The following is a 22708-nucleotide window of genomic DNA, read 5'->3' as shown; positions in this document are numbered from 1 at the left end:
GAAACATGGGTAAGGTTACAGGTTTCATGGAAATCGACCGGCAACTGGCGAAGTACCAGCCGGCGTCCGACCGCATTCGGCATTTCCGCGAATTCACGATCCCGATGTCGGACCCGGAAGTGCAGAAGCAGGCCGCGCGCTGCATGGACTGTGGCATCCCCTATTGCCATGGCCCGACCGGCTGCCCGGTGCACAACCAGATCCCCGACTGGAACGATCTCGTCTACAACGGCAACTGGGACGAGGCGATCCGCAACCTGCATTCGACCAACAATTTCCCGGAATTCACTGGTCGGATCTGCCCGGCTCCTTGCGAGGAGGCCTGCACGCTGAACCTCGAGGATGCGCCCGTCGCGATCAAGACCGTCGAGCAGGCGATCGCCGACAAGGCCTATGAGATGGGCTACATCGTGCCGCAGCCGGCCGTCACGAAGACCGGCAAAAAGGTTGCGATCATCGGTTCCGGCCCGGCCGGCATGGCGTCGGCACAGCAGCTCGCCCGCGCCGGCCATGAGGTTCATGTCTATGAGCGCGAAAGCAAGCCCGGCGGTCTGCTGCGTTACGGCATCCCGGACTTCAAGATGGAAAAGAACTTCATCGACCGTCGCGTCGACCAGATGCGCGGCGAAGGCGTGACGTTCCATTGCGGCGTCAATGTCGGTGTCGACCGCACAGTCGACAGCCTGATAGACGAGCATGATGCCGTGCTTTACTGCGGCGGTTCGGAAACACCGCGCAATGCCGGTATTCCGGGCGTCGATTTCGCCGGCGTGCATGACGCGATGCCCTATCTCGTCCAGCAGAACCGCCGCGTCGGCCGCGAGAACATCGACAGCATCGGCTGGCCGTCCGATCCGATCCTGGCCGGCGGCAAGCATGTCGTCGTCGTCGGCGGTGGTGACACGGCGTCCGACTGCGTCGGCACCGCCTTCCGCCAGGGCGCCGTCAAGGTGACGCAGCTGGATATCCGTCCGATGCCGCCGGAAAAGGAAGACAAGCTCGCCGTCTGGCCGTTCTGGGCGACGAAGATGCGCACTTCGTCCTCCCAGGCCGAAGGCGCCGTGCGCGAGTTCCAGGTGGCAACGCTCGAATTCGTCGGCGAGGACGGGATGCTGACGGGCGTGAAATGCTGCCAGGTCGACGAGCGCCGCAAGCCGATCGCCGGCACGGAATTCGTCATCAAGGCCGATCTCGCCTTCATCGCCATCGGCTTCAGCGGTCCGTTCACCGACAGCGTGCTGAAGGATCTCGGCGACAAGCTGACGATCAACACCGACCGCCGCGGCTCGACCAATGTCGTCGCCAACGACAAGGACTACCGCACTTCGGTCGACAAGCTCTGGGTGGCCGGCGACGTGCGTCGCGGCCAGTCGCTGGTCGTCTGGGCGATCCGCGAAGGCCGTCAGGCGGCCCGCGCCATCGACGAGGCGCTGATGGGCTCGACCGTGCTGCCGCGGTAAAGGCGACGGGAGCCGTCGTAGTTCAATAGAACAAGATCAAGACTGCGCGGATGTCGGATGGGACGCACCGCGCAGTTTAGGATTGGTCGTTGAGTTTATGATTTTCCTGCAATGGTCAGGCAAAGCCGAAGAACAGGGCCAACGATCGATTGACGGAAATCATCGTTTCTTCATCGATGCGACCGAAGGTCTCTCCAAGCCTGTCACGTCTTACCGTCATGACCTTGTCGATCATGATCTGCGCCGGCTTTTGAAGACCGTTTGCCGGAGTCGGATGCGCGGTCAGCCGGATCAGCGACGCGTCTACCAGCATGCTGGAAAGCAACAACACTGTGAGTGTCGCTGTGGCGGAGAATTGATCCGACTGAATGACGAGGGCAGGACGCGGTTTACCGAAATCGCCGGGCATGGCGACCGTCACGAGATCACCGCGCCTCATTCGCCGCCGCTATCTAGATCGGCAAGGGCCGCATCCATAAAGTCCCGTAAATCCCGATCGGCCGTATCGGCCTTTGCCACCAGCAACGTCTGGCGGCGGCATTCCTCGGTAAATCCTGGACGTCGTGTGTCTGGGACCCAAATTTGCAAAGGCCGCAGGCCTGCGGCGCGCAGATTCTCGCGGCGCTTTTGAACCCTCTGGTTTACCGGTGTCGGCACGGATCAAAGCTCCTTTACTTTCTGTTACATGTAACGAAAAGGATCGCAATCGTTAAGTCACAGCTTTAGCGTCGAGGCGTGATACCGCGATCGTCGCGGGTCAGTTCCGGATAACCGGATTGCTGATCACCGTTTCCGGCTTCGCGAGCCGGAAATCGTCCACCCGTCCGGCCGGGGCCTCGGCGATTTCGCCTTTTTCGACGAGGCGGTCGCGTGGGCTTTTGCCGTTGCTGGTGAGCGTCGCCGGCCCGCCGAGAAGGCTTGCGCCGCCGTCGAGATTGGGGTCGTCGAGGCTGATCGGCTGGGTCTGGATGATGTCTTCGTTGGCGGTCGGGGCGGCTACGACGAGATCCTTCATACCGTCGGCGCCTGGAATGTCCTGGGTTGAAGCGGCCGCATCACCGAGCAGCTTGCGGATATCCTTCTCGACATAGAAGGCAAGCTTGCGTTTGCCGGCCTTGGTCAGGTTGACCCCGTCCGAGCCGCGCAGGCGGACCTGCTGGCCGTTGATATCAGAGCCGGTCATGACGAATTTGCCGCCCTCGTCGACAAAACCGTCCCAGATATCGATGAAAGTGCCGCCGACCTTTTCCGTTTCCGTGCGAAAGATGCCGTTCAGAGTGACCATGTCGGCGGTCATCGCGGTAGACTGGAAAGGCGGCATGCCGACCCAGAGCAGGGGAATATTCTCGCTGCGCGCGAGCGCTGCGAAGGCGCCGGTGCGGCGCGTATATTCGGCAAGCCAGCGGTCGGTGCGGAATTTTTCCTTCTCGCCGTTGATCGACATCTGCTGGCGTTCGTTGGCGCCGAGGCTGACGATGACGATCGACGGTTTCAGCTCGGCGACATAGACCGGCAGGCTTTCCGGCCAGTTGAAATAATCCTCGCGCACCAGGCCGGAGGAGCCGTTGGCGCGGGTTTCGATGACGATACCTGGGGTCGTCTCGAAGGCAACTTTCAATCCGTCGCCGAGACTGCCGGCCATGAAATCGCCGACGACCAGAACCTTCTTGGCATTGTCCAGTTTTTCAACCACGACGGGCGCGGGCTCGACCGGAGCGGGCTTAGCCTTCTGCTTAATCTTTCTTGGCTTCTGGCGCTGTTGCTGCGGCTGCCGTTGCCGGGGCTCGTAGATCGGAACGTCTTCATAGACCGGCGGCGGCCGCCGCCGGCCGAAGCCGAACAGCATGTCGAGGATTGACCGGCGTTCCTGGGCACCGGCCTGTCGTGGCGGCTCGATCACGAATGCCGTGACGCCGACCGCAATGACGATCAGGCCATTGAGCAGCCACCTCATGCCACGTCTGAATGCCGTATTCATGCTCATGGAACTTGTACCGGGCGTCTTTCGCGCTAAAGCCAATGCGCAGCGGAGGATGCGCATTGGCTCCCTTTAGGAGCTATCGGCCGATCGTGGCGCAGGAATGCGCCGCAATTGAGGGCCTGACCTAGTTCCGCAGAGCCTTCAACAGATGCTGGGTCGGCTCGCCATCAGGGGCGAGGCCGTTGCGGCTCTGAAAGGCCTGGATGGCGGCCTTGGAGCCGGAGCCGAAATTGCCGTCGACCTCGCCGTCGTAGTAGCCGAGTTCCTTCAGGCGGGACTGCAGCTCGAACTTCTGCTTGATGTCGAGCGAACCGTCCGGGCGGCTCCATGCCTGCTGCATGCCGCCGTAACCGGCGATTTCGTCGGCAAGCAGGCCGACGCCGAGCGCGTAGGAATCGGACGCATTGTAGCGCTTGATGACGAAGAAGTTCTTGGTCATCAGGAAGCCGGGACTGACGGCGCCGCCGGGCATTTTCAGCTCAGCGCGCTGGTCCGTGTTGCGGAAGCCCTTGCCGTTCGGGCGGGTGAAGCCGAGGGCTGCCCATTGCGCCAGCGTCTTCGTCTGGCCGGCATACTGGCTGCCGTCCCGCGGCGGCGCGACTTCATAACCCCAGGTCTGGCCCGGCTGCCAGCCGTTCTTCTTCAACAGATTGGCGGCTGTCGCCAGAGCATCCGGTACGGAATTCCAGATGTCCTTGTGGCCATTGCCATCGGCGTCGATGGCGTAGAGCAGATAGCTGGTCGGAATGAACTGCGTGTGGCCCATGGCGCCTGCCCAAGAGCCGTTCAGCTCGCGCGGGCTGATGTCGCCGTTCTGCAGGATCTTCAAGGCGGCGATCAGCTGGGTCTTGGCATATTTCGCCCGTTTCGGATCGGCATAGGCAAGGGTGGCCAAGGCGCGCGGAACATAGTGCAGCCGCTCGTCCTTCTCCAGGACCGCGCCATAATTGGATTCCATCGACCAGATCGCCAGAAGAATGGTCTTGTCGATGCCGAAGTGGCGCTCTAGCGCGGCCAGCGTTCGGCCATGCTTGACCGCCATTTCCTGTCCGATCTTGCGCGTATAGGGGTTCACGCGGCTGTCGATATATTCCCAGATCTTGTGCTTGAATTCGGGCTGATAGCGTGCTTTCTCAAGCACGTCCGGGTCGGGCGTCTTTATACCTGCGAAAGCCTGGCGATAGGTGGCCTTGGTGATTCCGCTCTTTGCCGCCGTGGCATAGAAGCTGTTGATCCAGGTCTCGAAACTGGCGTCGGCGAATGCGGGTGACGAGCCAAACAGGGCTGTGGCTGTGATGAACGCGGCTGCGGCACGGCAAAGGAGATTTTTTCGGGTCTTTGTCATCAGCTGTCGTTTCCGTTGGTCGGCGCTCCGCACAGGATCGTGTGGTCTGATCGGCGGTGCGCAAATTTACAGTCTTAGAGCCAGCTTCATGCACAGGTTACATGCATGTGGTTCCATTTTCGGGCCGTTCAGCCAAAAGGCAACCGCCAGAGTGGGAATCTTACGAAAATGAAGTCAACAAATTCTTTACCATGAATAGGCGGCATCGTCTTCCTTCGCAAAAAAATAGCAATTTGCCGCTTAATCCCTATTGATAACAATTTTCCCCGTTTAAGATCGCAATGTCGTGATTCTGGAGATGTCAATGACTGACAAGCGTAAAGTTCGTAAGGCCGTGTTCCCCGTGGCCGGTCTTGGAACAAGATTTCTGCCCGCGACCAAAGCCGTTCCCAAGGAAATGCTGACGGTCGTTGACAAGCCCATCATCCAGTATGTCGTCGACGAGGCGCTCGAAGCAGGCATTGAACATTTCGTTTTTGTCACAGGCCGCAACAAGCATGTGATCGAAGACTATTTCGACATTCATTTCGAGCTTGAGCAGACGCTGCGCGAGCGCAGCAAGAAGGCCGAGATGACGCTTCTGGCGCAGCAACTGCCGAAGGCGGGCTCGGTGAGCTTCACCCGCCAGCAGGAGCCGCTGGGGCTTGGTCACGCCGTCTGGTGCGCCCGCGAGATCGTCGGCAACGAACCCTTTGCGCTGCTTTTGCCGGACATGATCATGCGCGGCGAGCCGGGCTGCATGAAGGGGATGATCGATCTCTATTCGCAGAGCGGCGGCAACATCGTCGCGGTGGAGGAGTGCGAACCGGACCAGGCGCACAAATACGGCATCGTCGGTGTCGGCGAGAAGGTCGGCGACGGTTTCCGCATCACCGACATGGTCGAGAAACCGGCCAAGGGTACGGCACCGTCCAACTTCTTCATCAACGGCCGCTACATCCTGCAGCCGGAAATCTTCTCTATCCTGGAAAATCAGGCGCGTGGAGCAGGGAACGAAATCCAGCTCACGGACGGCATGCTGAAGCTGCTCAAGTCCCAGGATTTCGCCGGCTATCTGTTCCGTGGCGAGACTTTCGACTGTGGTGCCAAGGATGGCTTCATTCTTGCGAACGTCGCTTTTGCGCTTGAGCGCGCCGACATCCGCCCGGCTGTCGAAGCCCAGTTCAAGGCGCTCGTTGCGAAGCTGCAGTAGGCTCGCGCTTGAATGAGAGAAAGCCCCGCTTGCGGCAAAGCAGGCGGGGCTTTTACGTGTTTAACGCCGCAGCGTTAGGCCGACGCCGACGCGCGCAATATTCGTCGAGGGGCCGGTATCCTGCGTGGTGCGCTCGTAGCCGACATCGCCGGTAAGGGCGAGATAACGGTTCAGGTCCCAGGTGAGGCCGGCGCCGGCGAGCCAGACCCTCTGGTCCTCCGAGACGCTGCCGGAGGGATAGTTGCGGAAGGTCAGGCTGTTCGACAGGCGGGCCACCAGGTTCGAGCGGAGCTCATGCGTCGCGTTGCTGCTCAGCGTATAGGCGAGTGCGCCGCTGTCGCCGGCCGTGGTCGAAGGCTCGATGCCGGTCGAAATGCCGTAGGTTATGTTGGTGCCGCGCTGGGGCGACCAGTTGAGCAGGCCGTCGATGGTGAAGCCGCTCAGATTATCGAGGCGATTGTCGTCGAAGCGGTAGGTCTCGTAGCCGAGCGCGATTTCGCCGTTGAGCTTTTCGCCGAGATCGACTTCGACGCCGGCCCGGCCGCCGTAGCTGTCATAGGATCGCGCGAAACCGGACGTATCTGTACGCAGGTCGTAGACCGATTTTCCGGCGGACGCCTCGATGAACGGGACGAGTGCCGGCGAGAGCTCGTAGCCCGCCCGCAGGGTGACAGCGCCCGCATTGCGGTTCCTGTCCTGCTGCGACAATGTTGAGCCGTCGCTGAGATCCACATCGCCATAGACGTAACGGTCGAAATCCACCTTGGCGGAGCCGCGCAGGATGCCGAAGTCATGCGCAATGCCGGCGCCGAGCGTATATTGGTTGACGCCCGACTGCGTGCTCGCGTCGCTGATTGCGTTCGGATCGGTCGCATCCTCGCGCTCGAAATGATAGCCGGCCTTCAACGTTCCCGTGGTGTCGTTGCCGATGTCGAGGCGAAGGGCAGCCTCGATGTCGGCGGTCGGTTCGGTTTCGCCGGAACCGGAGACGTTGCGCTGCCAGGTGCCTTCGCCGGTCACGGATAGCTGGTGACGCGACCAGTCGGAGGTCAGCGTGCCTTTCAGGCCGGTTTCGAGATAGCTGCGGGTTTCCTTCGAACTGCCGGTCTTCGTGCTTTCGTAATTGAAGGTCTGGCCGAGGGCCGGTTTCAGGATGAAGCTGCCAAGCCGGATGCCGGGCGCGTCGTCGCGTTCGAGATCGAGTTGCGACCGCAGACCATCGACGGTGTTTTCGCGCAGATTGGTGCGAGCCATGTCCTCATCGATGCTCGGATCGTTGAGCAGCGGTTCGCCTGCATCGGTGCTGATCGAGCCGGTGGTGAGGGCGGCGTCATCCTCACCGGTCGCGGTAGCGGCGATTGCGGCAGCGTTGGCATTCGTCGTGCCGGGTGTGGTTGTTGCAGGGTCGTCGGAAGCCGTCGTTCCGGTGCCGTCGGGCACTGGAACAAGAGCCTGGGCGGCGACGGTCCAGGGCGAAAATAGCGCACAACCGGCAACGAGCCAGGCAGCAGCGGCCGGGCGAAGGACGCAAGTCCTCTTCGTGCGTGGAAAGATTGGCGTCATCTGCCGAATGCCCGGAAATCCGTTTACCAGTGTTGAGCAACCGTAAACGGATGTGGTTAACCATTCCTTTCCGAAACGGCTTTCGCCTTTAATTTCAGGCGCTTTCCACGGTCAGCTGGCCGCCGCTGCTGCCGGTCACCTTGACGCGGGCGCCGGCGGGCAAGTCCGGCCCGCTGACGGTCCATGTCGTGTCGTCGAGCCGGATCCGGCCGCGGCCTTCGGTGATTGGCTTTTCAAGCACGGCGGTGCGGCCGATCAGGCGGGCGCCGCGCTGATTGAGGAGCGGCTCGTCCGACATGTCGGCGGAGCGGGCAAGCAGGCGGCGCCCGGCGAAAACCGCAAGCACGGAAAGGACGGCGAAGCACACCAGCTGCACCTGCCAGACCCAGAAGCTGGTTTCCCAGAGCAGCAGGGAGACGGCGCCGGTCAAAATGGCAGCAATGCCGATCCAGACGAGGAACATGCCGGGCGCCACGACTTCCGCTGCCAGCAGCATGAGACCCAGCGCCCACCAGCCCCAGGGACCCAGTTCAAGGATGATGCGCTCGATCATGGATCAGCTTTCCTGTTGGGGCGTTGCGAAGGGATTACGGACGGGCGCCGTGCGCGGCGTCGCCTGCCGCACGGGGGCCGGCGAATTGCCGCCATCGCCGAACACTTCCCTGGCGATCGCGCCGATGCCGCCGAGCGAACCGATCAGCGATGAGGCCTCCATCGGCATCAGCACGATCTTCGAATTCGGGGCGGTGCCGATCGACGCCATGGCTTCCGTGTATTTTTGCGCGACGAAGTAGTTGATCGCCTGCACGTCGCCGGCGGCGATGGCCTCCGAGACCATCTTCGTCGCCTTGGCTTCGGCTTCTGCAAGGCGTTCGCGCGCTTCTGCGTCGCGGAAAGCAGCTTCGCGCTGGCCCTCGGCCTGCAGGATCGCCGATTGCTTGGCGCCCTCGGCGCGCAGGATCTGGGCGTTGCGCGAGCCTTCGGCTTCCAGCACCTGGGCGCGCTTCTCGCGCTCCGCCTTCATCTGCCGGGCCATGGCATCGACCAGATCCTTCGGCGGCTGGATATCCTTGATCTCGACGCGGGTGACCTTGATGCCCCAGGGGCCGACGGCTTCATCGACGACCCGCAACAGCTTGTCGTTGATCGTGTCGCGGTTGGACAGCAGCTCGTCAAGGTCCATCGAACCCATGACGGAGCGGATGTTGGTCATGGTGAGGTTCAGAATGGCCGTCTGCAGATCGGATACCTGATAGGCGGCCTCGGCGGCGTTCAGCACCTGGTAAAAGGCGACGGCGTCGGCCGATACGCTCGCATTGTCGCGGGTGATGACCTCCTGCGTCGGCACGTCGAGCACCTGTTCCATCACGTTCATCCTGGCGCCGATGCCGTCGATGAAGGGGATGATGATGTTCAGGCCGGGCTCAAGGGTTTTCGTGTATCGGCCGAAACGTTCGACAGTGTAGCGATAGCCTTGCGGGACAGTCTTGACCCCCTTGAAAATGACGAGAATGGCCAGGACCACGAGTACAATGACGGCAATATCCAGTCCGGCCAGAGGCATTGGGCGTTTCTCCTGTTGGATGCATCCTGTTGTTGGCGCACTCTAGGATAAGACGTGGCAGTTGATAGGGATATTTGCAAGGATTGTTGGAATTTCCCGGGATGTTCTGATCTCCCTCCACCTCCCCGTTTAGGGGAGAGGTCGCGACGAAGTCGCGGGTGGGGGTGATCCGTTGGGTGTCGCGGGCGGTCACCCCACCCCGGACCTGCGGTCCGACCCTCCCCCTCAAGGGGAGGGTGGTCAGGCCCAGCCCTGCAACTCCCGGCGCACGACGTGCTCCAGCACTTTCATGCCGTCCGTGCTGTCGTTGAGGCAAGGGATGTGGGTGAACTTCTCGCCGCCTGAATGGTGGAAGCTCTCAGCGGCCTGTTCGGCGATTTCTTCCAGCGTCTCCAGGCAATCCGAGACGAAGCCCGGATTGATGACGGCGATGCGCTTGGTGCCTTCCTTCGCGAGTTTCTCGACCGTCTTGTCGGTATAGGGCTGCAGCCATTCCTCAGGCCCGAAGCGCGACTGGAAGGTGACCTGCAGCCTTTCCTTCGGCCAGCCGAGCTTTTCGCGCAGCAGCCGGGCTGTCTTCTGACACTGGCAGTAATAGGGGTCGCCCTTGTCGAAATAGGATTGCGGGATGCCGTGGAAGGAGGCGAGCACCACGTCCGGCTCCCAGTCGAGTGTCGCGAGGTGGCCCGTGATCGAGTTCGCCAAAGCGTCGATATAGACGGGATCGTCGTGATAGGGAGGAACGGTGCGCAAAGCCGGCTGCCAGCGCATTTTCAGCAGCGCCTTGAAAGCCTCGTCATTGACGGTCGCCGTGGTCGCTGCCGCATATTGCGGGTAGAGCGGGAAGACGAGGATCTTTTCGCAGCCGTCCTTCTGCAGTTCCTCCATCTTCGACTGGATCGATGGCTGGCCATAGCGCATTGCCCAATCGACCCGCACATTCTGCATATCGGCGAAGGATTTCGCCATCCGTTCCGCCTGGTCGCGGGTATAGGTGCGCAGGTAGCTCTCGTTCAGATCCTTGTTCCAGATCGTCTCATAGGCCTTGCCGACCTTGGCCGGGCGGGTGTTGAGGACGATGCCGAAGAGGATCGGATACCAGAAGAACGGCGACCATTCGATAACGCGCCGATCCATCAGGAATTCCTTGAGATAGCGTCGCATCGACACCTTGTCGGTGCCGTCGGGCGTGCCGAGATTGACCAGCAACACACCCACTTTTCCGAATTTGACGGGCGGGTGGCTCGGGGTGGTCATATCGGTGGCGGCGGTCATTTGGATATCCTGCATGTGACGGGGTTGTGCCCCTCTTATACGGAAAGGCTGCCCCACGGTTCATGCCGTTCTTAAAAAGAAAAACCGGCCCGGGAAAGCCCGGACCGGTCCTTGGACAAGAGACATATTGTCTTACTTGGCGGGAATCTGCAGTTCCTTGCCGATTTCCAGCTTTTCCGGAACCGGGTTGCCGTTGGCCGCAGCGATGGTTTTCCAGAGTTCGCCATTGCCGTAGATGGCCTTCGCCAGAGCCCAGAGCGTGTCGCCCTTGACGATGACGTGCTTGGTCTCTGCCGCTGCCGCGGTTTCTGCTGCCGGCTTGGTTTCCGGTGTCGCGGTTTCCGTCTTGGTCTGTTCGGCCGGCTTCACCTCTGGCGTCACGGTTTTTGCAGCGGTGTCGGTGCTTGTCTGCGCCGAGGGCTGGGTCTCTGTCGCAGCGGCGATTTCCGTGATGCGGCCGTCGGTCATCGGCTTGTAGGGATTGTGTGCCGTGAGGTAGTCGGCGAGAACCGTCTCGAGGCCCGGACCGTAGTCATAGGCGTTTTCGGCCTTGGTCTTGAAGACGCTATAGCCGTCGCCGCCATTGCGCATGAAGTTGTTGGAGACGACATTGTAGGTCTTGGCCGGATCAAGCGGGACGAAGGTCTCGCCTTCCTTGACCTCGATGTTCGAGACGCGGCTGCCAACGGGCTTGGACTTGTCGAAGGCGAACTTCATGCCGGCCACCTGCGGGAAGCGGCCGCCGCCTTCCTCGATCTGGCCCAGGCCGTTTTCAAGCGCCGCGGTGATGTCGGCACCCTTGATCTGGAAGGTCGCAACCGTGTTTTGGAACGGCAGGACGGTGATCGCTTCGCCCATCGAGACGTCGCCGGCGTCGATCGACGCCCTGAGACCGCCGCCGTTGGTGATGGCGATGGTCACGCCCTGGCCCTTGACGCGGTCAAGCATGGCGTCGGTCACCAGGTCGCCCATCTGGCATTCGCGGGCGCGGCAGGATTCGCGGCTTCCATCTATCGGCGCGTCGGTCTTGCCGATGATCCTGGTCTTCAGCTCCTCGATCGGCTTTGCCAGTTCCTTGATGCGGGCGAGGATCGTTTCGTCCGGCTTGATCTTGGAATCGATCAGGATCGGATCGCCCTTGGCCGCCTTGACGACGCCACTGTCGTCGAAGGTGACGACGAGGTCGCCGAGATACTTGCTGTAGGACCCGGCCTGAACGACCGGTACCTTGTAGCCGCCGGGATTGTCGACCATCGTCGGGTATGGGCCCTCGGCCTTCTCGTCCGTGTTGGACAACAGGCTGTGCGAGTGGCCGCCAACCACGATGTCGACATCCGGAATTTTAGCGATCACGGCGAGATCGCGCGGATAGCCGACATGGGTGAGCGCGATGATCTTGTCGACGCCCTGCTTCTTCAGTTCCTGTACGGCAGTCGTGATGGTGTCGACGTCAATCCCGATCAGCACATTGTCGCCCGGCGAAGAGATTTCGGCCGTGTCGTTGGTGACCGCGCCGACGATGCCGACCTTCTGGCCGCCGACATCAAGCACAAGTGAGGGCTTGATGCGATCGATGAGTTTCGACTTGTAGCCGGCGAGCACGTTGGAGGAGAGAACCGGGAAAGTGACCTTGTCGAGGAAGGTGGCGAGCCCGTCTTCGCCGTCGTCGAATTCATGGTTGCCGACGGTCATGGCGTCGAAATTCATCAGGTTGAGGAATTCGGCTTCGGCGGCACCCTTGTAGGTCGTGTAGAACAACGATCCCTGGAAGTTGTCGCCGGCATTCAGAAGCAGCACGTTCTTGCCAGCCAGTTCCCCGCGCTTCTGGTCGATCGCCACCTTCAGCCGGGCAGCACCGCCGAAGCATTCGTTCTTGCCTTCTTCCTCTGCCGTGCAGGTGGAATCGTACTTGTTGATCGATTCGATGCGGGAGTGGAAATCGTTGATGTGCAGGATGTTCAATTCATAATCGGCGAAGGCGGCGCTGGTTGAAAGCGCAAGGATCGAGGCCGTCATCAGCCCGGTTCGCAAATGTCTGATCATGTATGTCTCCAATGAAAGAACGCAAGGAGCAGAACACCACCATTTGGCGGCTTTTTCCTTGGGTTCGGTTAATGTTTGACCGGCAATCGCGCCGATCGGCAAAGTCCTTCTTTCCCGCCGGACAGATTGCTTTTGCTGTCCTTCGGTTCTTGAACCATTCTCCAATGCGTGACCCTGATGCTTGTGGCTTCGGTCACAGAGTGGCGTTCGGCTCCCGGCTTCCCATTCTCCTGTAAGAGCGCAGCCCAGTCCTGCCGGGCTCGCTAGACTGTCATCAGGACAACCGGGATATCGTCGACGCGCCTTCCCTGGTGCTGGTGTCGCGCGGCTCATAGGCGCGCTGGTCACGCAGGATCTGGAAGGCGATCGTCAAAAGCTTGCGTGCAATGGCCACGCGCGCCTTGTTCACTCCTCTGATCTTCAGGTGTTCGTATTGGGCGCGCAGCTGCGCATCGCTGGCGATGGCGGGGGCCACCGCCTCGACGAAAGCCCAGCGCAGCCACTTGTTGCCCTGCTTGATGATCTTGCCGTGATAGGTCTTGCCGCCGGAGGAGTAGGTCGAGGGCACAAGGCCGGCATAGGCGGCAAGCTTCTTCGGGTTGCGGAACCGCGATATGTCGTCGATCTCCGCGTCAATCAGCCGGGCGAAGAACTCGCCGATACCGGGGATCGTCTTCAACAGCTTGACGTTGGCATTGGCCTTGGTCATCGCTCGGATCGTTGCTTCCGACTGCTTGATCCGGACGTCGATGTCGCCGATGAAGTCGAGGCCACGGTCGATCTGGATGCGGTCGATTTCCGAGACCTTCACTTGCGCCAGCTGGACGCGGCCGGCCTTGCCGAACAGGTCGCCGAGCTTCCTCAGCAGTGCCGTTTGCTCCGGATAGCGATCAAAGACGGTGACGATCCGGTTCTTCGTCATCGTGCGTAGCCGCACGTAAAACATCCGCTCGCGCAGGGCGACGCGCAGCTCCCGTGACTTCTCGGTTGGCGCCCAGGCCTCCGGCACCAGGTCGGCGCGAAGCAGATGTGCCAGAACCGTGGCATCGATCTTGTCGGTCTTGATTTTGGCGTCGGCGATCGCCTTGACCTTTAACGGATGGGCGAGAACGACATCATCACAAATGTCGTCGAGCCAGTCGTACATCACCATCCAGTTGCGCGTCGCTTCGACAACCGCATGCGAGTTCTGGCGATAGCGTTCCAGGAAGCCGCCCAGCGACTGGCGATTGTTCTTCACCCGGCCTGATCTCAGCGTCTTGCCGCTACTGTCCTGGACAACAAGGTGGCTGTAGGATTTGTGGTAGTCCACGCCGATATGGTATTCATAAGAGGCAGTCATGCTTCTAACTCCCTTATTGAGATCTGCGAAACCCCAATAAGGTAAGCCGAAAGGCTGGAAGTGTGACTGTCCCTCGATCATCACCTGCATCTCAGTGATCCGTTCTCTCAGCGGGCGCGGCCTCTTTCATGCCACCTCCTGTTTTGGCGGGTTAGGCAGGCAGCACAGCGGATTAGACCACAGTTGCGATTGTTCCGTGACAGCCGTATCGACCGCGATGGTTTCATCAGACGCCGCAGACATCAAGTCGCAAAATCAGCTCTTTGCAACCATTTCCCGGCAAGGTTAAAAACCAAGGGTTTGGGCAAAAAGCCTCCGCGCGGGAAGGCTTCAGACTGTATTGGGACATCCTCGTTCGAAAAGCGCACGTCTACCGTCCCTCATAGCCGCCCTTGTGGCGGGTATCCAGTGCGCCCAAGTCCTTGGGCGCAAGGGACTCTTTCACGCGATAGACATCGCGCGGCTGGATTACCGCCACACGGGCGGTAGTGACGGAGAAGTGGAATGCCCGACTTTGTCAGCAACCTGAAGTCTCCGCGGAGGGAGGCTTTTCAGTCTGTCGTGAGCCGGCTCAACTCCTGCGGATAAGCGTGAACTGCGCGCCGGAATCCGTGGTGCAGTTGAGCTGCGTCTGGCTGACCATGGCGCAGTTGACCTTGGACTGGGTGTTGCGGACCATCGAGGTCATGTTGATTTCGACCAGCTTGGGCGAGAGATTGACGTAGTTTCCGGAGGCCAGGACCTGGTTGGTGTCGGTGGTCCGCGTCGTGAAGGTGCCGCCTGCGAATGTCGAGACGATGCCGTTCGGATCGGTCCAAGACCCTTCGACGCCAGCCGGTGCCTGAGCGGGCGGCAGTTGGCGCACTTCGCGCGGGCCCATGCAGGAGGCCAGCGCCGCTGCTGCGGACAGAAGGGTCAGGATGGCGATCGGCTTCATATATGTCTCCCGGATGCTGCGCGGAAAGCTGTCTTTCGGTTGAAAAAACCATGCCGTGATCAGGAGTTGAAAGCAAGAGTGGGGCACGAGCACGGCGGGATTATTCGGCGGTCAACGAAAAACACCCGGGGATCGTTCCCCGGGTGTTGAATTTTTGAAGCGTAATCAGCCGGTTCAGCGAAAGAGGATGTTCTTGAACTGCCACGGATCTTTCGTGTCGAGCTCTTCCGGAAACAGGCCCGGACGGCCGTCAAGCGGGGTCCAGTCGGTGTAGTGGCCTTCAACCGGGCCGAGATAGGGCGACTGCACTTCGAGGCAGCGCTTGTAGTCGATCTCGTCGGCTTCGACGATACCGGCGGTCGGGTTTTCCAGCGCCCAGACCATGCCGGCGAGAACGGCGGAGGTTACCTGCAGGCCGGTCGCGTTCTGGTAGGGGGCGATGCGGCGGGTTTCTTCCAGCGACAGGCGCGAACCGTACCAGTAGGCGTTCTTGTCGTGGCCGTAGAGCAGGACGCCGAGTTCGTCGATGCCGTCCTCCAGTTCGTTCTCGTCGAGAACGTGGTGGATCGGCTGCGCGTTGCCGCCATTGCCGAACATTTCGTGCAGCGACAGCACGGCGTCGTTGGCCGGATGATAGGCGTAATGGCAGGTCGGACGATAGGTTACGTCGCCATCCTTGTCGCGGACGGTGAAGAAGTCGGCGATCGAGATGGATTCGTTGTGGGTGACGAGGAAGCCGTACTGCGGGCCAGGCGTCGGGCACCAGGTGCGGACGCGGGTGTTGGCGCCCGGCTGCTCCAGATAGATCGCTGCCTGGCAGCCCTTCTTGTGCTTCTTGGCGTTCTTCGGCATCCAGTTTTCATGCGTGCCCCAGCCGAGTTCGGCGGGCTGCAGGCCTTCGGAGATGAAGCCCTCGACCGACCAGGTGTTCCAGAAGACGTTGAGCGGCTTCGGCTTCTTGGTGAGCTGCGTATCACGTTCGGCGATGTGGATACCCTTCACGCCGACCTTCTTCATCAGCTTGGCCCAGCCTTCGCGGTCATGCTGGTCCGGCTCGTCGAACTTCACCTCGAGATCGTTGGCGAGGTTGAGGAGCGCCTGCTTGACGAACCAGGAAACCATGCCCGGATTGGCTCCGCAGGTGGAAACAGCGGTCGCGCCGCCCGGGTTCTTCGCCTTTTCCTTGCGCATGGTTTCGCGCAGCGCATAGTTGGTGCGGTCGGCGTTGCTCATGGTCTTGTCGAAATAGAAGCCGAGCCAGGGCTCGACGACCGTGTCGATGTAGAGAACGTCGAGCTTGCGGCAGAGCTTCATCAGGTCGACCGACCCGGTATCGACGGAAAGATTGACGCAGAAACCCTGTCCGCCGCCTTCGGTCAGAAGCGGCTTCAGGAGTTCCTTGTAGTTGTCCTTGGTGACATGCGACTTGATATGCCTGACGCCGTGCTTTGCCATAATTTCGGTGTGGTCTGCGTCGTCGCGCGGGTCGATGACAACCATCCGGCTCTTGTCGAATTTGAAGTGGCGCTCGATCAGGGGCAGGGTGCCGCGGCCGATGGAGCCGAAACCGATCATCACGATCGGCCCGGTGATTTCGCCGTAAACCGGGTAGGTTGTTTCTGTCATTTTGGTTTTTCTCCTGGGGACGGGTTCTTTGACTGTTTAGCGGGCGGATTTCGCACTGTCATGCCTCGAATGGCCCTAGAGCATAGATTTCTGTCACAATAAAGAGCCGGAAAGCGCGTGTGGGCGCGATCTCGAGGCGGCCAGCATGAGTTGCGGGGTGGACGCGCGACGCCGATCGCAGTTGTTGCGCAATTTCAGGGACCGCATGTGATTGAAAGAGAATAAGAGCGACAATTCAACGCGCTACGTATTTGGCGCCTTCTGGTGGCGCAGGATGCCGCAGGCGCTGCTGCACTTTCATGTTTTCACGCCCGGGCCAACCGGGACCGTTTCCCAGTTCTGGCCGGCAAAGATCACGCAGCTACGACCGCTGACGTTGGTCACCAGCATGGTCCAGCTGCCGCTCTCGGAGGCATAGACCTCAAGAATGGCGGTCTCGTTGATGAGGCCGACGGCGAGCAGCGTCTCGGAATAATGCGAGCCGAGGAATTCGACGATCTTGGAATGTTCGGCGCAATTAAACGTCGGCTGCGCCGCTGCTGGATGCGCTATTGCCGCAAATGCCATAAACGCGGCCCCGGTGAGGATGCGGATCAGTTTGCGTGCCATGACGCACCTCCTTTCGCCGGTAATCTGGCGGAAAAGGAGATCGGTTCGACCTGTCCTGCCGGGCCGGCATTTCTATGGTCGGAACCTAACGCGACACGCGTAAATGGTGCCGCCACGCATGCATTATGGCAGAATTTTCATTATTTTTCAAAATATTGTTGGGGATGGCAACCGCATGACCGCTATCGCGGTTTTGCATTCGACAGTGTGACTTGATCCGGATGCGCTCGCGCAACTGGCGGAAGACGCTCGCATCTGTCCGCGATCGCTGCGGCACGCGGGCAGACGGAAAGATCGACGGTCCACCGGCGGGCATTGTAGATTTGCGGTACGAGGCAGAGATCGGCCATCGTCGGTTGGTCGCCGTGGCAGAATTCGCCGGTCTGCGGGTTGTCCAGCATCCGCTCGAAGGCAGCCAGACCCTCGCCGATAAACTTGCGCATCCATGCCGATCGCGCCGCATCCGGGTCTTTCGATTGCTGCATGACATGGAAGACGACGCCGAGATTGCAGACCGGATGGATATCCATGGCAATCGCATAGGACAGCGCCCTGACGCGCTGGCGCCCCGGAGGGTCTGTGGGGAGCAGGCTGGAGCCGGGCCGCGTCTCTGAAAGATATTCAATGATCGCCAGCGACTGTGTCAGCATTTGTCCATCGATCGAAAGCGCGGGAACCAGGCCTTGAGGATTGCGTGCGAGATGTTCCGCCTGCTTGTGTTCTCCGGCCAGGAGGTCGATGGGAACGGAGCGATAGGGGATCGCCAGCAGGTTGAGCGCGATCCGCACCCGGTAGCTGGCCGACGAGCGCCAGTAGTCGAACAGTATCGTATCGCTCATGACGATGCCCTCAGCGCTTTTCGTACTTTGTCACGGTCTGTTCGATTGCCCCGAAAATCGAATGTCCGGTCGTGTCCTTCATCTCGATGCGGACGGTATCGCCGAACCGCATGAACGGCGTGGCGGCAGTGCCGGTCTCAATGGTTTCGATTGTGCGGATTTCGGCGATGCAGGAATAGCCGACACCACCTTCCGCGACTGGCTTGCCGGGTCCGCCGTCGAGTTTGTTGGAGACGGTGCCAGAGCCGATGATGGTGCCAGCCGAGAGCGGCCGGGTCTTGGCCGCATGGGCGATGAGCTGGCCGAAATCGAAGGTCATGTCCACGCCGGCATTGGCGCGGCCAAAGGGCTTGCCGTTGAGATCAACAAGAAGCGACAGCTGCAGCTTGACGCCGTCCCAGGCGCCGCCAAGTTCATCCGGTGTAACAGCAACCGGCGAGAAGGCCGAGGAAGGTTTCGACTGGAAGAAGCCGAAACCCTTGGCGAGTTCGGCCGGGATGAGGCCGCGCAGGGAAACATCATTGACGAGCATCACGAGGCGGATGGCGGTGCGGCCTTCGTCGACCGTCGCACCCATCGGCACATCATCGACGATGACGGCAATTTCTGCTTCCATGTCGATGCCGTAGGATTCGTCGGCCATGACAATCGGGTCGCGGGGCCCAAGGAACGCGTCCGAGCCGCCCTGATACATCAAGGGATCGGTCCAGAACGTTGCCGGCATCTCGGCGTTGCGCGCCTTGCGCACCAGTTCGACGTGATTGACGTAGGCCGAACCGTCCGCCCACTGATAGGCGCGCGGCAGCGGCGAGGCGGCCTCGTGTTCATGAAACCGTGCGGACGGCTGGGCGCCGGTTTCCAGCCCTTCTGCGACCGCAGCCAGACGCGGCGCCACATGCTCCCAGTCGTCCAGCGCCGCCTGCAGCGTGCGGGCAATATGGCCGACTTCGGAGCAGCGGGTCAGGTCCCGGGAGACGACGACCAGCCGGCCGTCCCGGGTGCTATCCTTGAGGGTTGCAAGTTTCATGGTTTTGAATTCCGTTTTTGAATGATCGGTTCTGCTCGTTCGCACCGCAATGGGATCACTTGATGCCGGGCGTGCCGTCGAACCTGCGCTCCAGCCCGTCCCAGCATTCGAGGTAGTCGTCCTGCCGTGTTTCGAGGTCGGCTGCGTAGCGCGTCAGTTGTTGCGGGTAGCGGGTCTCGAACATGAAGGCCATGGTGTGGTCGAGCTTGACTGGCTTGAGATCGACGTTGGACGCCTTCTCGAAGCCCGTCGCATCTGGACCGTGCGGCAGCATCATATTGTGCAGGCTCATGCCGCCCGGCACGAAGCCCTCTTCCTTGGCGTCGTATTGTCCGTGGATAAGGCCCATGAACTCGCTCATGATGTTGCGGTGGTACCAGGGTGGGCGGAACGTGTGTTCTGCGACCAGCCAGCGCGGCGGGAAGATGACAAAATCGACATTGGCGGTTCCCGATTCCTCCGTCGGCGCCGTCAGCACGGTGAAGATCGACGGATCCGGATGGTCGAACAGGATCGCGCCGACCGGCGAGAAGGTCCGGAGATCATATTTGAACGGGGCGTAGTTGCCGTGCCAGGCGACGACGTCGAGCGGCGAATGGCCGATCTCGGTGACGTAGAACTTGCCGCACCACTTCACATGCACGCGGCAGGGCGTTTCCTTGTCCTCATAGCTTGCTACCGGCGTCTTGAAGTCGCGCGGATTGGCAAGGCAATTGGCACCGATCGGGCCGCGATCCGGCAGGGTGAATTTGGCGCCGTAGTTCTCGCAGATATAGCCGCGCCATTCGGAACCGTCGCCGAGGCGCGAGACCTTGAACATCATGCCCCGCGGGATAAGGCAGATCTCGGATGGCTCGACATCAATGATGCCCATTTCGGTGAAGACCCGGATGGCGCCGAGCTGCGGCACGACCAGCAGTTCGCCATCGGCGTTGAAGAAATAGTCGTCGATCATATCGTCGTTGAACACATAGGCATGCGCCGCCATGCCGACCTGGGTCATCACGTCGCCCGCAGCCGTCATGGTGCGGATGCCGGCGAGGAAGTTGAGCTTTTCCGTTGGCGCCGGGATCGGGCTCCAGCGGAGCTGGCCGAGCGGCAGGGAGTGATCGTCCAGGCACGGGGCCGATTTCCAGAAGGGATAGCTCGCATTGGAGAAACGGCGGGTGTGCCGCACGCTCGGGCGGATGCGGTAGAGCCAGGAGCGCTCGTTGGTGCCGCGCGGGGCCGTGAAGGGGGAACCCGAGAGCTGCTCGGCATACAGTCCGTAGTTGCATTTCTGCGGGCTGTTCTGGCCCTGCGGCAATGCGCCCGGTAGAGATTGCGTCTCGAAGTCGTTGCCGAAGCCCGGCATGTATTGCGGGCTGTTCGCCACCGCGTCGACAGCGGTGTTTCGGGTTTTCTCCAGCATGGCTTGCACCTCTTCCGTAAATATGGTTACAAATGTAACTGTCAATTTTGTAACTATCAAGGAAGCTATGGACGCCGGCGACTTCGATCTTGAGCAATTCGTGCCGTTTCGCCTCAACCGCGCCGCGGAATTCATCGCCTTGCGCTTTGCCGCCGCCTACAAGGCCGAATATGGCCTGACGCGGCCGGAGTGGCGGACACTGGCGGCACTTGGAAGCTCAGGGCGCATGACGGCGACGGAGGTCGGCGTTCATTCGACGATGCACAAGACGAAGGTCAGCCGTGCTGTTTTCGCGTTGGAGGAACGCCGGTGGCTGAAGCGCACCCAGGACGATGGGGACCGCCGCGTCGAACATCTGGCGCTAACGGCGGCGGGGGCCAAAGCTTATCAGGAGCTGACGCGGCTGGCGCGTGACTATTCGGCGGAGTTGGAAAGGCTTTTGGGAACGGATGGCCTGCAGGCCCTGTCGTCCGGCCTGACTGCCGTTGAAAACGCCATGGCGCAACGCCGCCGCTGAGGCATTCTCAATGCTTGCCGCGTTGGCGGACCGGCAATCCCTGAAAATCCTTCAGTGTCGCCAGCACGATCGATGTTTTCACATGCTGCACGCTGTCATGCGGCAGGAGCACATCGTTGACGAAGTGCGATAACCCGGCAAGGTCATAGGTGACGACCTTGAGGTGATAGTCCATTTCGCCGGTCAGCGCGTAGCATTCCAGCACCTCCGGCAGATCGGCGATCAGAGCTGCGAAACGCTTGGCATTGTCGCGGTTATGGGTGGCGAGGGTGACGGCGATCACGACCATGAGGTCGAGCCCCAGCCGACCGCGATCGAGTACGGCGCGGTAGCCATGAATGAAGCCTTCAGCCTCCAATCGCGCACGGCGGCGGGAACATTGGGACGGCGACAGGGCGATCAAATCCGACAGCTCATTGTTGGTCAGGCGGCCGTCTCGCTGCAATTCGGCAAGGATCTTCAGATCATAGCCATCCATCTGTTCCATTCGTGCACACCTTCGTCAAATCTCGCACAGATCGTGCATTGATCCGGTTATAGCACGCAAGAATGCAAGCACAATGCGCAGGATTTGCGTCATGATCGCCTCAACAGTCGATGAGTTCAGAGGAGAGAACCATGGGACCCTTCCCGCATGATGCCCCCCCGTCCGGCATCACCGCAGAGAATCCGGCCGGCACGGACGGTTTCGAGTTTGTCGAGTTCGCCCATCCGGAGCCGGAACAGCTGAGAGAACTGTTTACCCGCATGGGCTACACCTGCGTTGCCAAGCACCGCACGAAAGACCTCACGGTCTGGCGCCAGGGCGATATCAACTATCTGCTCAACGGAGAGCCGGGCAGTCATGCCATGCGCTTCGTCGCCGATCACGGCCCCTGCGCGCCGTCCATGGCTTGGCGCGTCGTCGATGCCAAACATGCTTTCGAGCACGCCGTGTCGAAGGGGGCGATGCCCTATGAAGGCAAGGACAAGGTGCTTGACGTTCCGGCCATCGTTGGCATCGGCGGGTCGCTGCTCTATTTCATCGAAACCTACGGCAAGAAGGGTTCGCCCTACGAGGCCGAGTTCGAATGGCTGGGCGAGCGCGATCCGAAGCCGCAGGGTGTCGGCTTCTATTATCTCGATCACCTGACCCATAACGTCTATCGCGGCAACATGGACAAGTGGTGGGATTTCTACCGCGAGCTTTTCGGTTTCAAGCAGATCCACTTCTTCAACATCGACGGCCGCATCACAGGTCTGACGAGCCGGGCGATCACCTCGCCCTGCGGCAAGATCCGCATTCCGCTGAACGAATCCAAGGACGATACCAGCCAGATCGAGGAATATCTGCGCAAGTATAAGGGCGAGGGCATCCAGCACATCGCCGTTGGAACGGAGGGCATCTACGATGCGACCGACAAACTCGCAACCAATGGCCTGAAGTTCATGCCGGGTCCGCCGGATACCTATTACGAACTCTCGCATGAGCGCGTGCACGGCCATGACGAACCGATCGAGCGAATGAAGCAGCACGGCATCCTGATCGACGGCGAGGGCGTGGTGGATGGCGGAATGACCCGCATCCTCCTGCAGATCTTCTCGAAGACGGTGATCGGCCCGATCTTCTTCGAATTCATCCAGCGCAAGGGCGATGAAGGCTTCGGCGAAGGAAACTTCCGGGCCCTGTTCGAATCGATCGAGGCCGACCAGATCCGGCGCGGCGTGCTGCATCCGGCCGCTGCCGAATAAACGAAAGCCGTTACAATGACCAAGCCCCGCCGGTTTCGCACCGGCGGGGCTTTTTTGCTTGACGCCTCCGGATCTGCTGTGTCGAAGCGGCGCCGAACCGTTACGCGCAAAAATTGTTGTCAGCCCTTTGATTCTTTTTTGACGTTCGTTCTTCGGACACAATGTGACGGTTCATTAAGCGTGCGGACGGCATACTTGCCGGGTCGGCACTAGTCGTCATATTTCGGGATGGTGCTGTATAGCGCC

Annotated in this window: 21 protein-coding genes; 4 read left to right on the top strand and 17 right to left on the bottom strand. The window is 60.7% G+C overall.

The features are described from left to right. Positions 1 to 5: 5 nt before the first annotated feature. Positions 6 to 1460 (top strand): glutamate synthase subunit beta, encoded by a 1455-nt coding sequence (locus WI754_RS01430; RefSeq protein ID WP_349435828.1) that lies wholly within the window; start codon positions 6 to 8, stop codon positions 1458 to 1460. A gap of 115 nt (positions 1461 to 1575) precedes the next feature. On the opposite strand, the gene WI754_RS01425 is transcribed toward WI754_RS01430, so the two are convergent. The 4 genes from WI754_RS01425 to WI754_RS01410 form a co-directional block, all read right to left on the bottom strand. Beyond that, positions 1576 to 1899, bottom strand: a complete 324-nt coding sequence (locus WI754_RS01425; protein ID WP_349435826.1) for a type II toxin-antitoxin system PemK/MazF family toxin — start codon at positions 1897 to 1899, stop codon at positions 1576 to 1578. After that, positions 1896 to 2117 carry an antitoxin MazE family protein gene (locus tag WI754_RS01420; protein ID WP_349435825.1) on the bottom strand — a complete coding sequence of 74 codons (222 nt, stop codon included), beginning with the start codon at positions 2115 to 2117 and terminating at the stop codon, positions 1896 to 1898. The genes WI754_RS01425 and WI754_RS01420 overlap by 4 nt, the downstream gene beginning before the upstream one ends. 100 nt (positions 2118 to 2217) lie before the next feature. Further along, positions 2218 to 3444 (bottom strand): DUF459 domain-containing protein, encoded by a 1227-nt coding sequence (locus WI754_RS01415; RefSeq protein ID WP_349435824.1) that lies wholly within the window; start codon positions 3442 to 3444, stop codon positions 2218 to 2220. Between the two features lie 121 nt (positions 3445 to 3565). Further along, the gene (locus WI754_RS01410; RefSeq protein WP_349435823.1) at positions 3566 to 4786 is read right to left on the bottom strand and encodes a lytic murein transglycosylase; all 1221 of its coding nucleotides are present in this window, start codon (positions 4784 to 4786) and stop codon (positions 3566 to 3568) included. Between the two features lie 304 nt (positions 4787 to 5090). On the opposite strand from WI754_RS01410, the gene galU reads away from it, so the two are divergent. Beyond that, a complete protein-coding gene (gene galU, locus WI754_RS01405) occupies positions 5091 to 5978 on the top strand; it encodes a UTP--glucose-1-phosphate uridylyltransferase GalU (protein ID WP_349435822.1) in 888 nt (295 codons plus the stop codon). A gap of 60 nt (positions 5979 to 6038) precedes the next feature. Here the strand turns inward: galU and WI754_RS01400 are convergent, their stop codons facing one another. From WI754_RS01400 to hmgA, 12 genes are all read right to left on the bottom strand, one after another. Continuing rightward, a complete protein-coding gene (locus WI754_RS01400; RefSeq protein WP_349435821.1) occupies positions 6039 to 7541 on the bottom strand; it encodes an outer membrane beta-barrel protein in 1503 nt (500 codons plus the stop codon). Between the two features lie 94 nt (positions 7542 to 7635). Next, positions 7636 to 8094, bottom strand: a complete 459-nt coding sequence (locus tag WI754_RS01395) for an NfeD family protein (RefSeq protein ID WP_349435819.1) — start codon at positions 8092 to 8094, stop codon at positions 7636 to 7638. Between the two features lie 3 nt (positions 8095 to 8097). After that, on the bottom strand, positions 8098 to 9105 hold the full coding sequence (locus WI754_RS01390; RefSeq protein ID WP_349435818.1) for an SPFH domain-containing protein: 1008 nt from the start codon (positions 9103 to 9105) through the stop codon (positions 8098 to 8100). 240 nt (positions 9106 to 9345) lie between these two features. After that, the gene (gene hemH, locus WI754_RS01385; RefSeq protein ID WP_349435816.1) at positions 9346 to 10380 is read right to left on the bottom strand and encodes a ferrochelatase; all 1035 of its coding nucleotides are present in this window, start codon (positions 10378 to 10380) and stop codon (positions 9346 to 9348) included. Positions 10381 to 10512: 132 nt separating this feature from the next. Then, positions 10513 to 12423 carry a 5'-nucleotidase C-terminal domain-containing protein gene (locus WI754_RS01380; protein ID WP_349435815.1) on the bottom strand — a complete coding sequence of 637 codons (1911 nt, stop codon included), beginning with the start codon at positions 12421 to 12423 and terminating at the stop codon, positions 10513 to 10515. A 274-nt stretch (positions 12424 to 12697) separates the two neighbouring features. Further along, positions 12698 to 13765 carry an IS110 family transposase gene (locus WI754_RS01375; RefSeq protein ID WP_349433383.1) on the bottom strand — a complete coding sequence of 356 codons (1068 nt, stop codon included), beginning with the start codon at positions 13763 to 13765 and terminating at the stop codon, positions 12698 to 12700. Positions 13766 to 14336: 571 nt separating this feature from the next. Then, the gene (gene omp10, locus WI754_RS01370; protein ID WP_349435813.1) at positions 14337 to 14702 is read right to left on the bottom strand and encodes an outer membrane lipoprotein Omp10; all 366 of its coding nucleotides are present in this window, start codon (positions 14700 to 14702) and stop codon (positions 14337 to 14339) included. Positions 14703 to 14876: 174 nt separating this feature from the next. Then, positions 14877 to 16328 (bottom strand): homospermidine synthase, encoded by a 1452-nt coding sequence (locus WI754_RS01365; RefSeq protein ID WP_349435812.1) that lies wholly within the window; start codon positions 16326 to 16328, stop codon positions 14877 to 14879. 297 nt (positions 16329 to 16625) lie between these two features. Next, positions 16626 to 16937, bottom strand: a complete 312-nt coding sequence (locus WI754_RS01360) for a hypothetical protein (RefSeq protein WP_349435811.1) — start codon at positions 16935 to 16937, stop codon at positions 16626 to 16628. Between the two features lie 182 nt (positions 16938 to 17119). After that, a complete protein-coding gene (maiA, locus tag WI754_RS01355) occupies positions 17120 to 17776 on the bottom strand; it encodes a maleylacetoacetate isomerase (RefSeq protein WP_349435809.1) in 657 nt (218 codons plus the stop codon). Between the two features lie 10 nt (positions 17777 to 17786). Next, positions 17787 to 18803, bottom strand: coding sequence for a fumarylacetoacetate hydrolase family protein (locus WI754_RS01350; protein WP_349435808.1), 1017 nt, complete (start codon positions 18801 to 18803; stop codon positions 17787 to 17789). A 55-nt stretch (positions 18804 to 18858) separates the two neighbouring features. Further along, entirely contained in the window at positions 18859 to 20214 is a 1356-nt protein-coding gene (hmgA, locus tag WI754_RS01345; protein ID WP_349435806.1) for a homogentisate 1,2-dioxygenase, read from the bottom strand. 67 nt (positions 20215 to 20281) lie between these two features. On the opposite strand from hmgA, the gene WI754_RS01340 reads away from it, so the two are divergent. Next, positions 20282 to 20731, top strand: coding sequence for a MarR family transcriptional regulator (locus tag WI754_RS01340; protein ID WP_349435804.1), 450 nt, complete (start codon positions 20282 to 20284; stop codon positions 20729 to 20731). Between the two features lie 7 nt (positions 20732 to 20738). Here WI754_RS01340 and WI754_RS01335 read toward each other — a convergent pair whose 3' ends face one another. After that, positions 20739 to 21218: an Lrp/AsnC family transcriptional regulator gene (locus tag WI754_RS01335; protein ID WP_349435802.1), complete on the bottom strand. Its 480-nt coding sequence runs from the start codon at positions 21216 to 21218 to the stop codon at positions 20739 to 20741. A 131-nt stretch (positions 21219 to 21349) separates the two neighbouring features. On the opposite strand from WI754_RS01335, the gene hppD reads away from it, so the two are divergent. After that, on the top strand, positions 21350 to 22462 hold the full coding sequence (gene hppD / locus WI754_RS01330; protein WP_349435800.1) for a 4-hydroxyphenylpyruvate dioxygenase: 1113 nt from the start codon (positions 21350 to 21352) through the stop codon (positions 22460 to 22462). Positions 22463 to 22708: the final 246 nt, after the last annotated feature.

The organism is Pararhizobium sp. A13 (assembly GCF_040126305.1).
GTDB lineage: Bacteria > Pseudomonadota > Alphaproteobacteria > Rhizobiales > Rhizobiaceae > Pararhizobium.
Note: the sequence above shows the minus strand (reverse complement) of the source record. Positions and strands in the feature narration are given on the sequence as shown.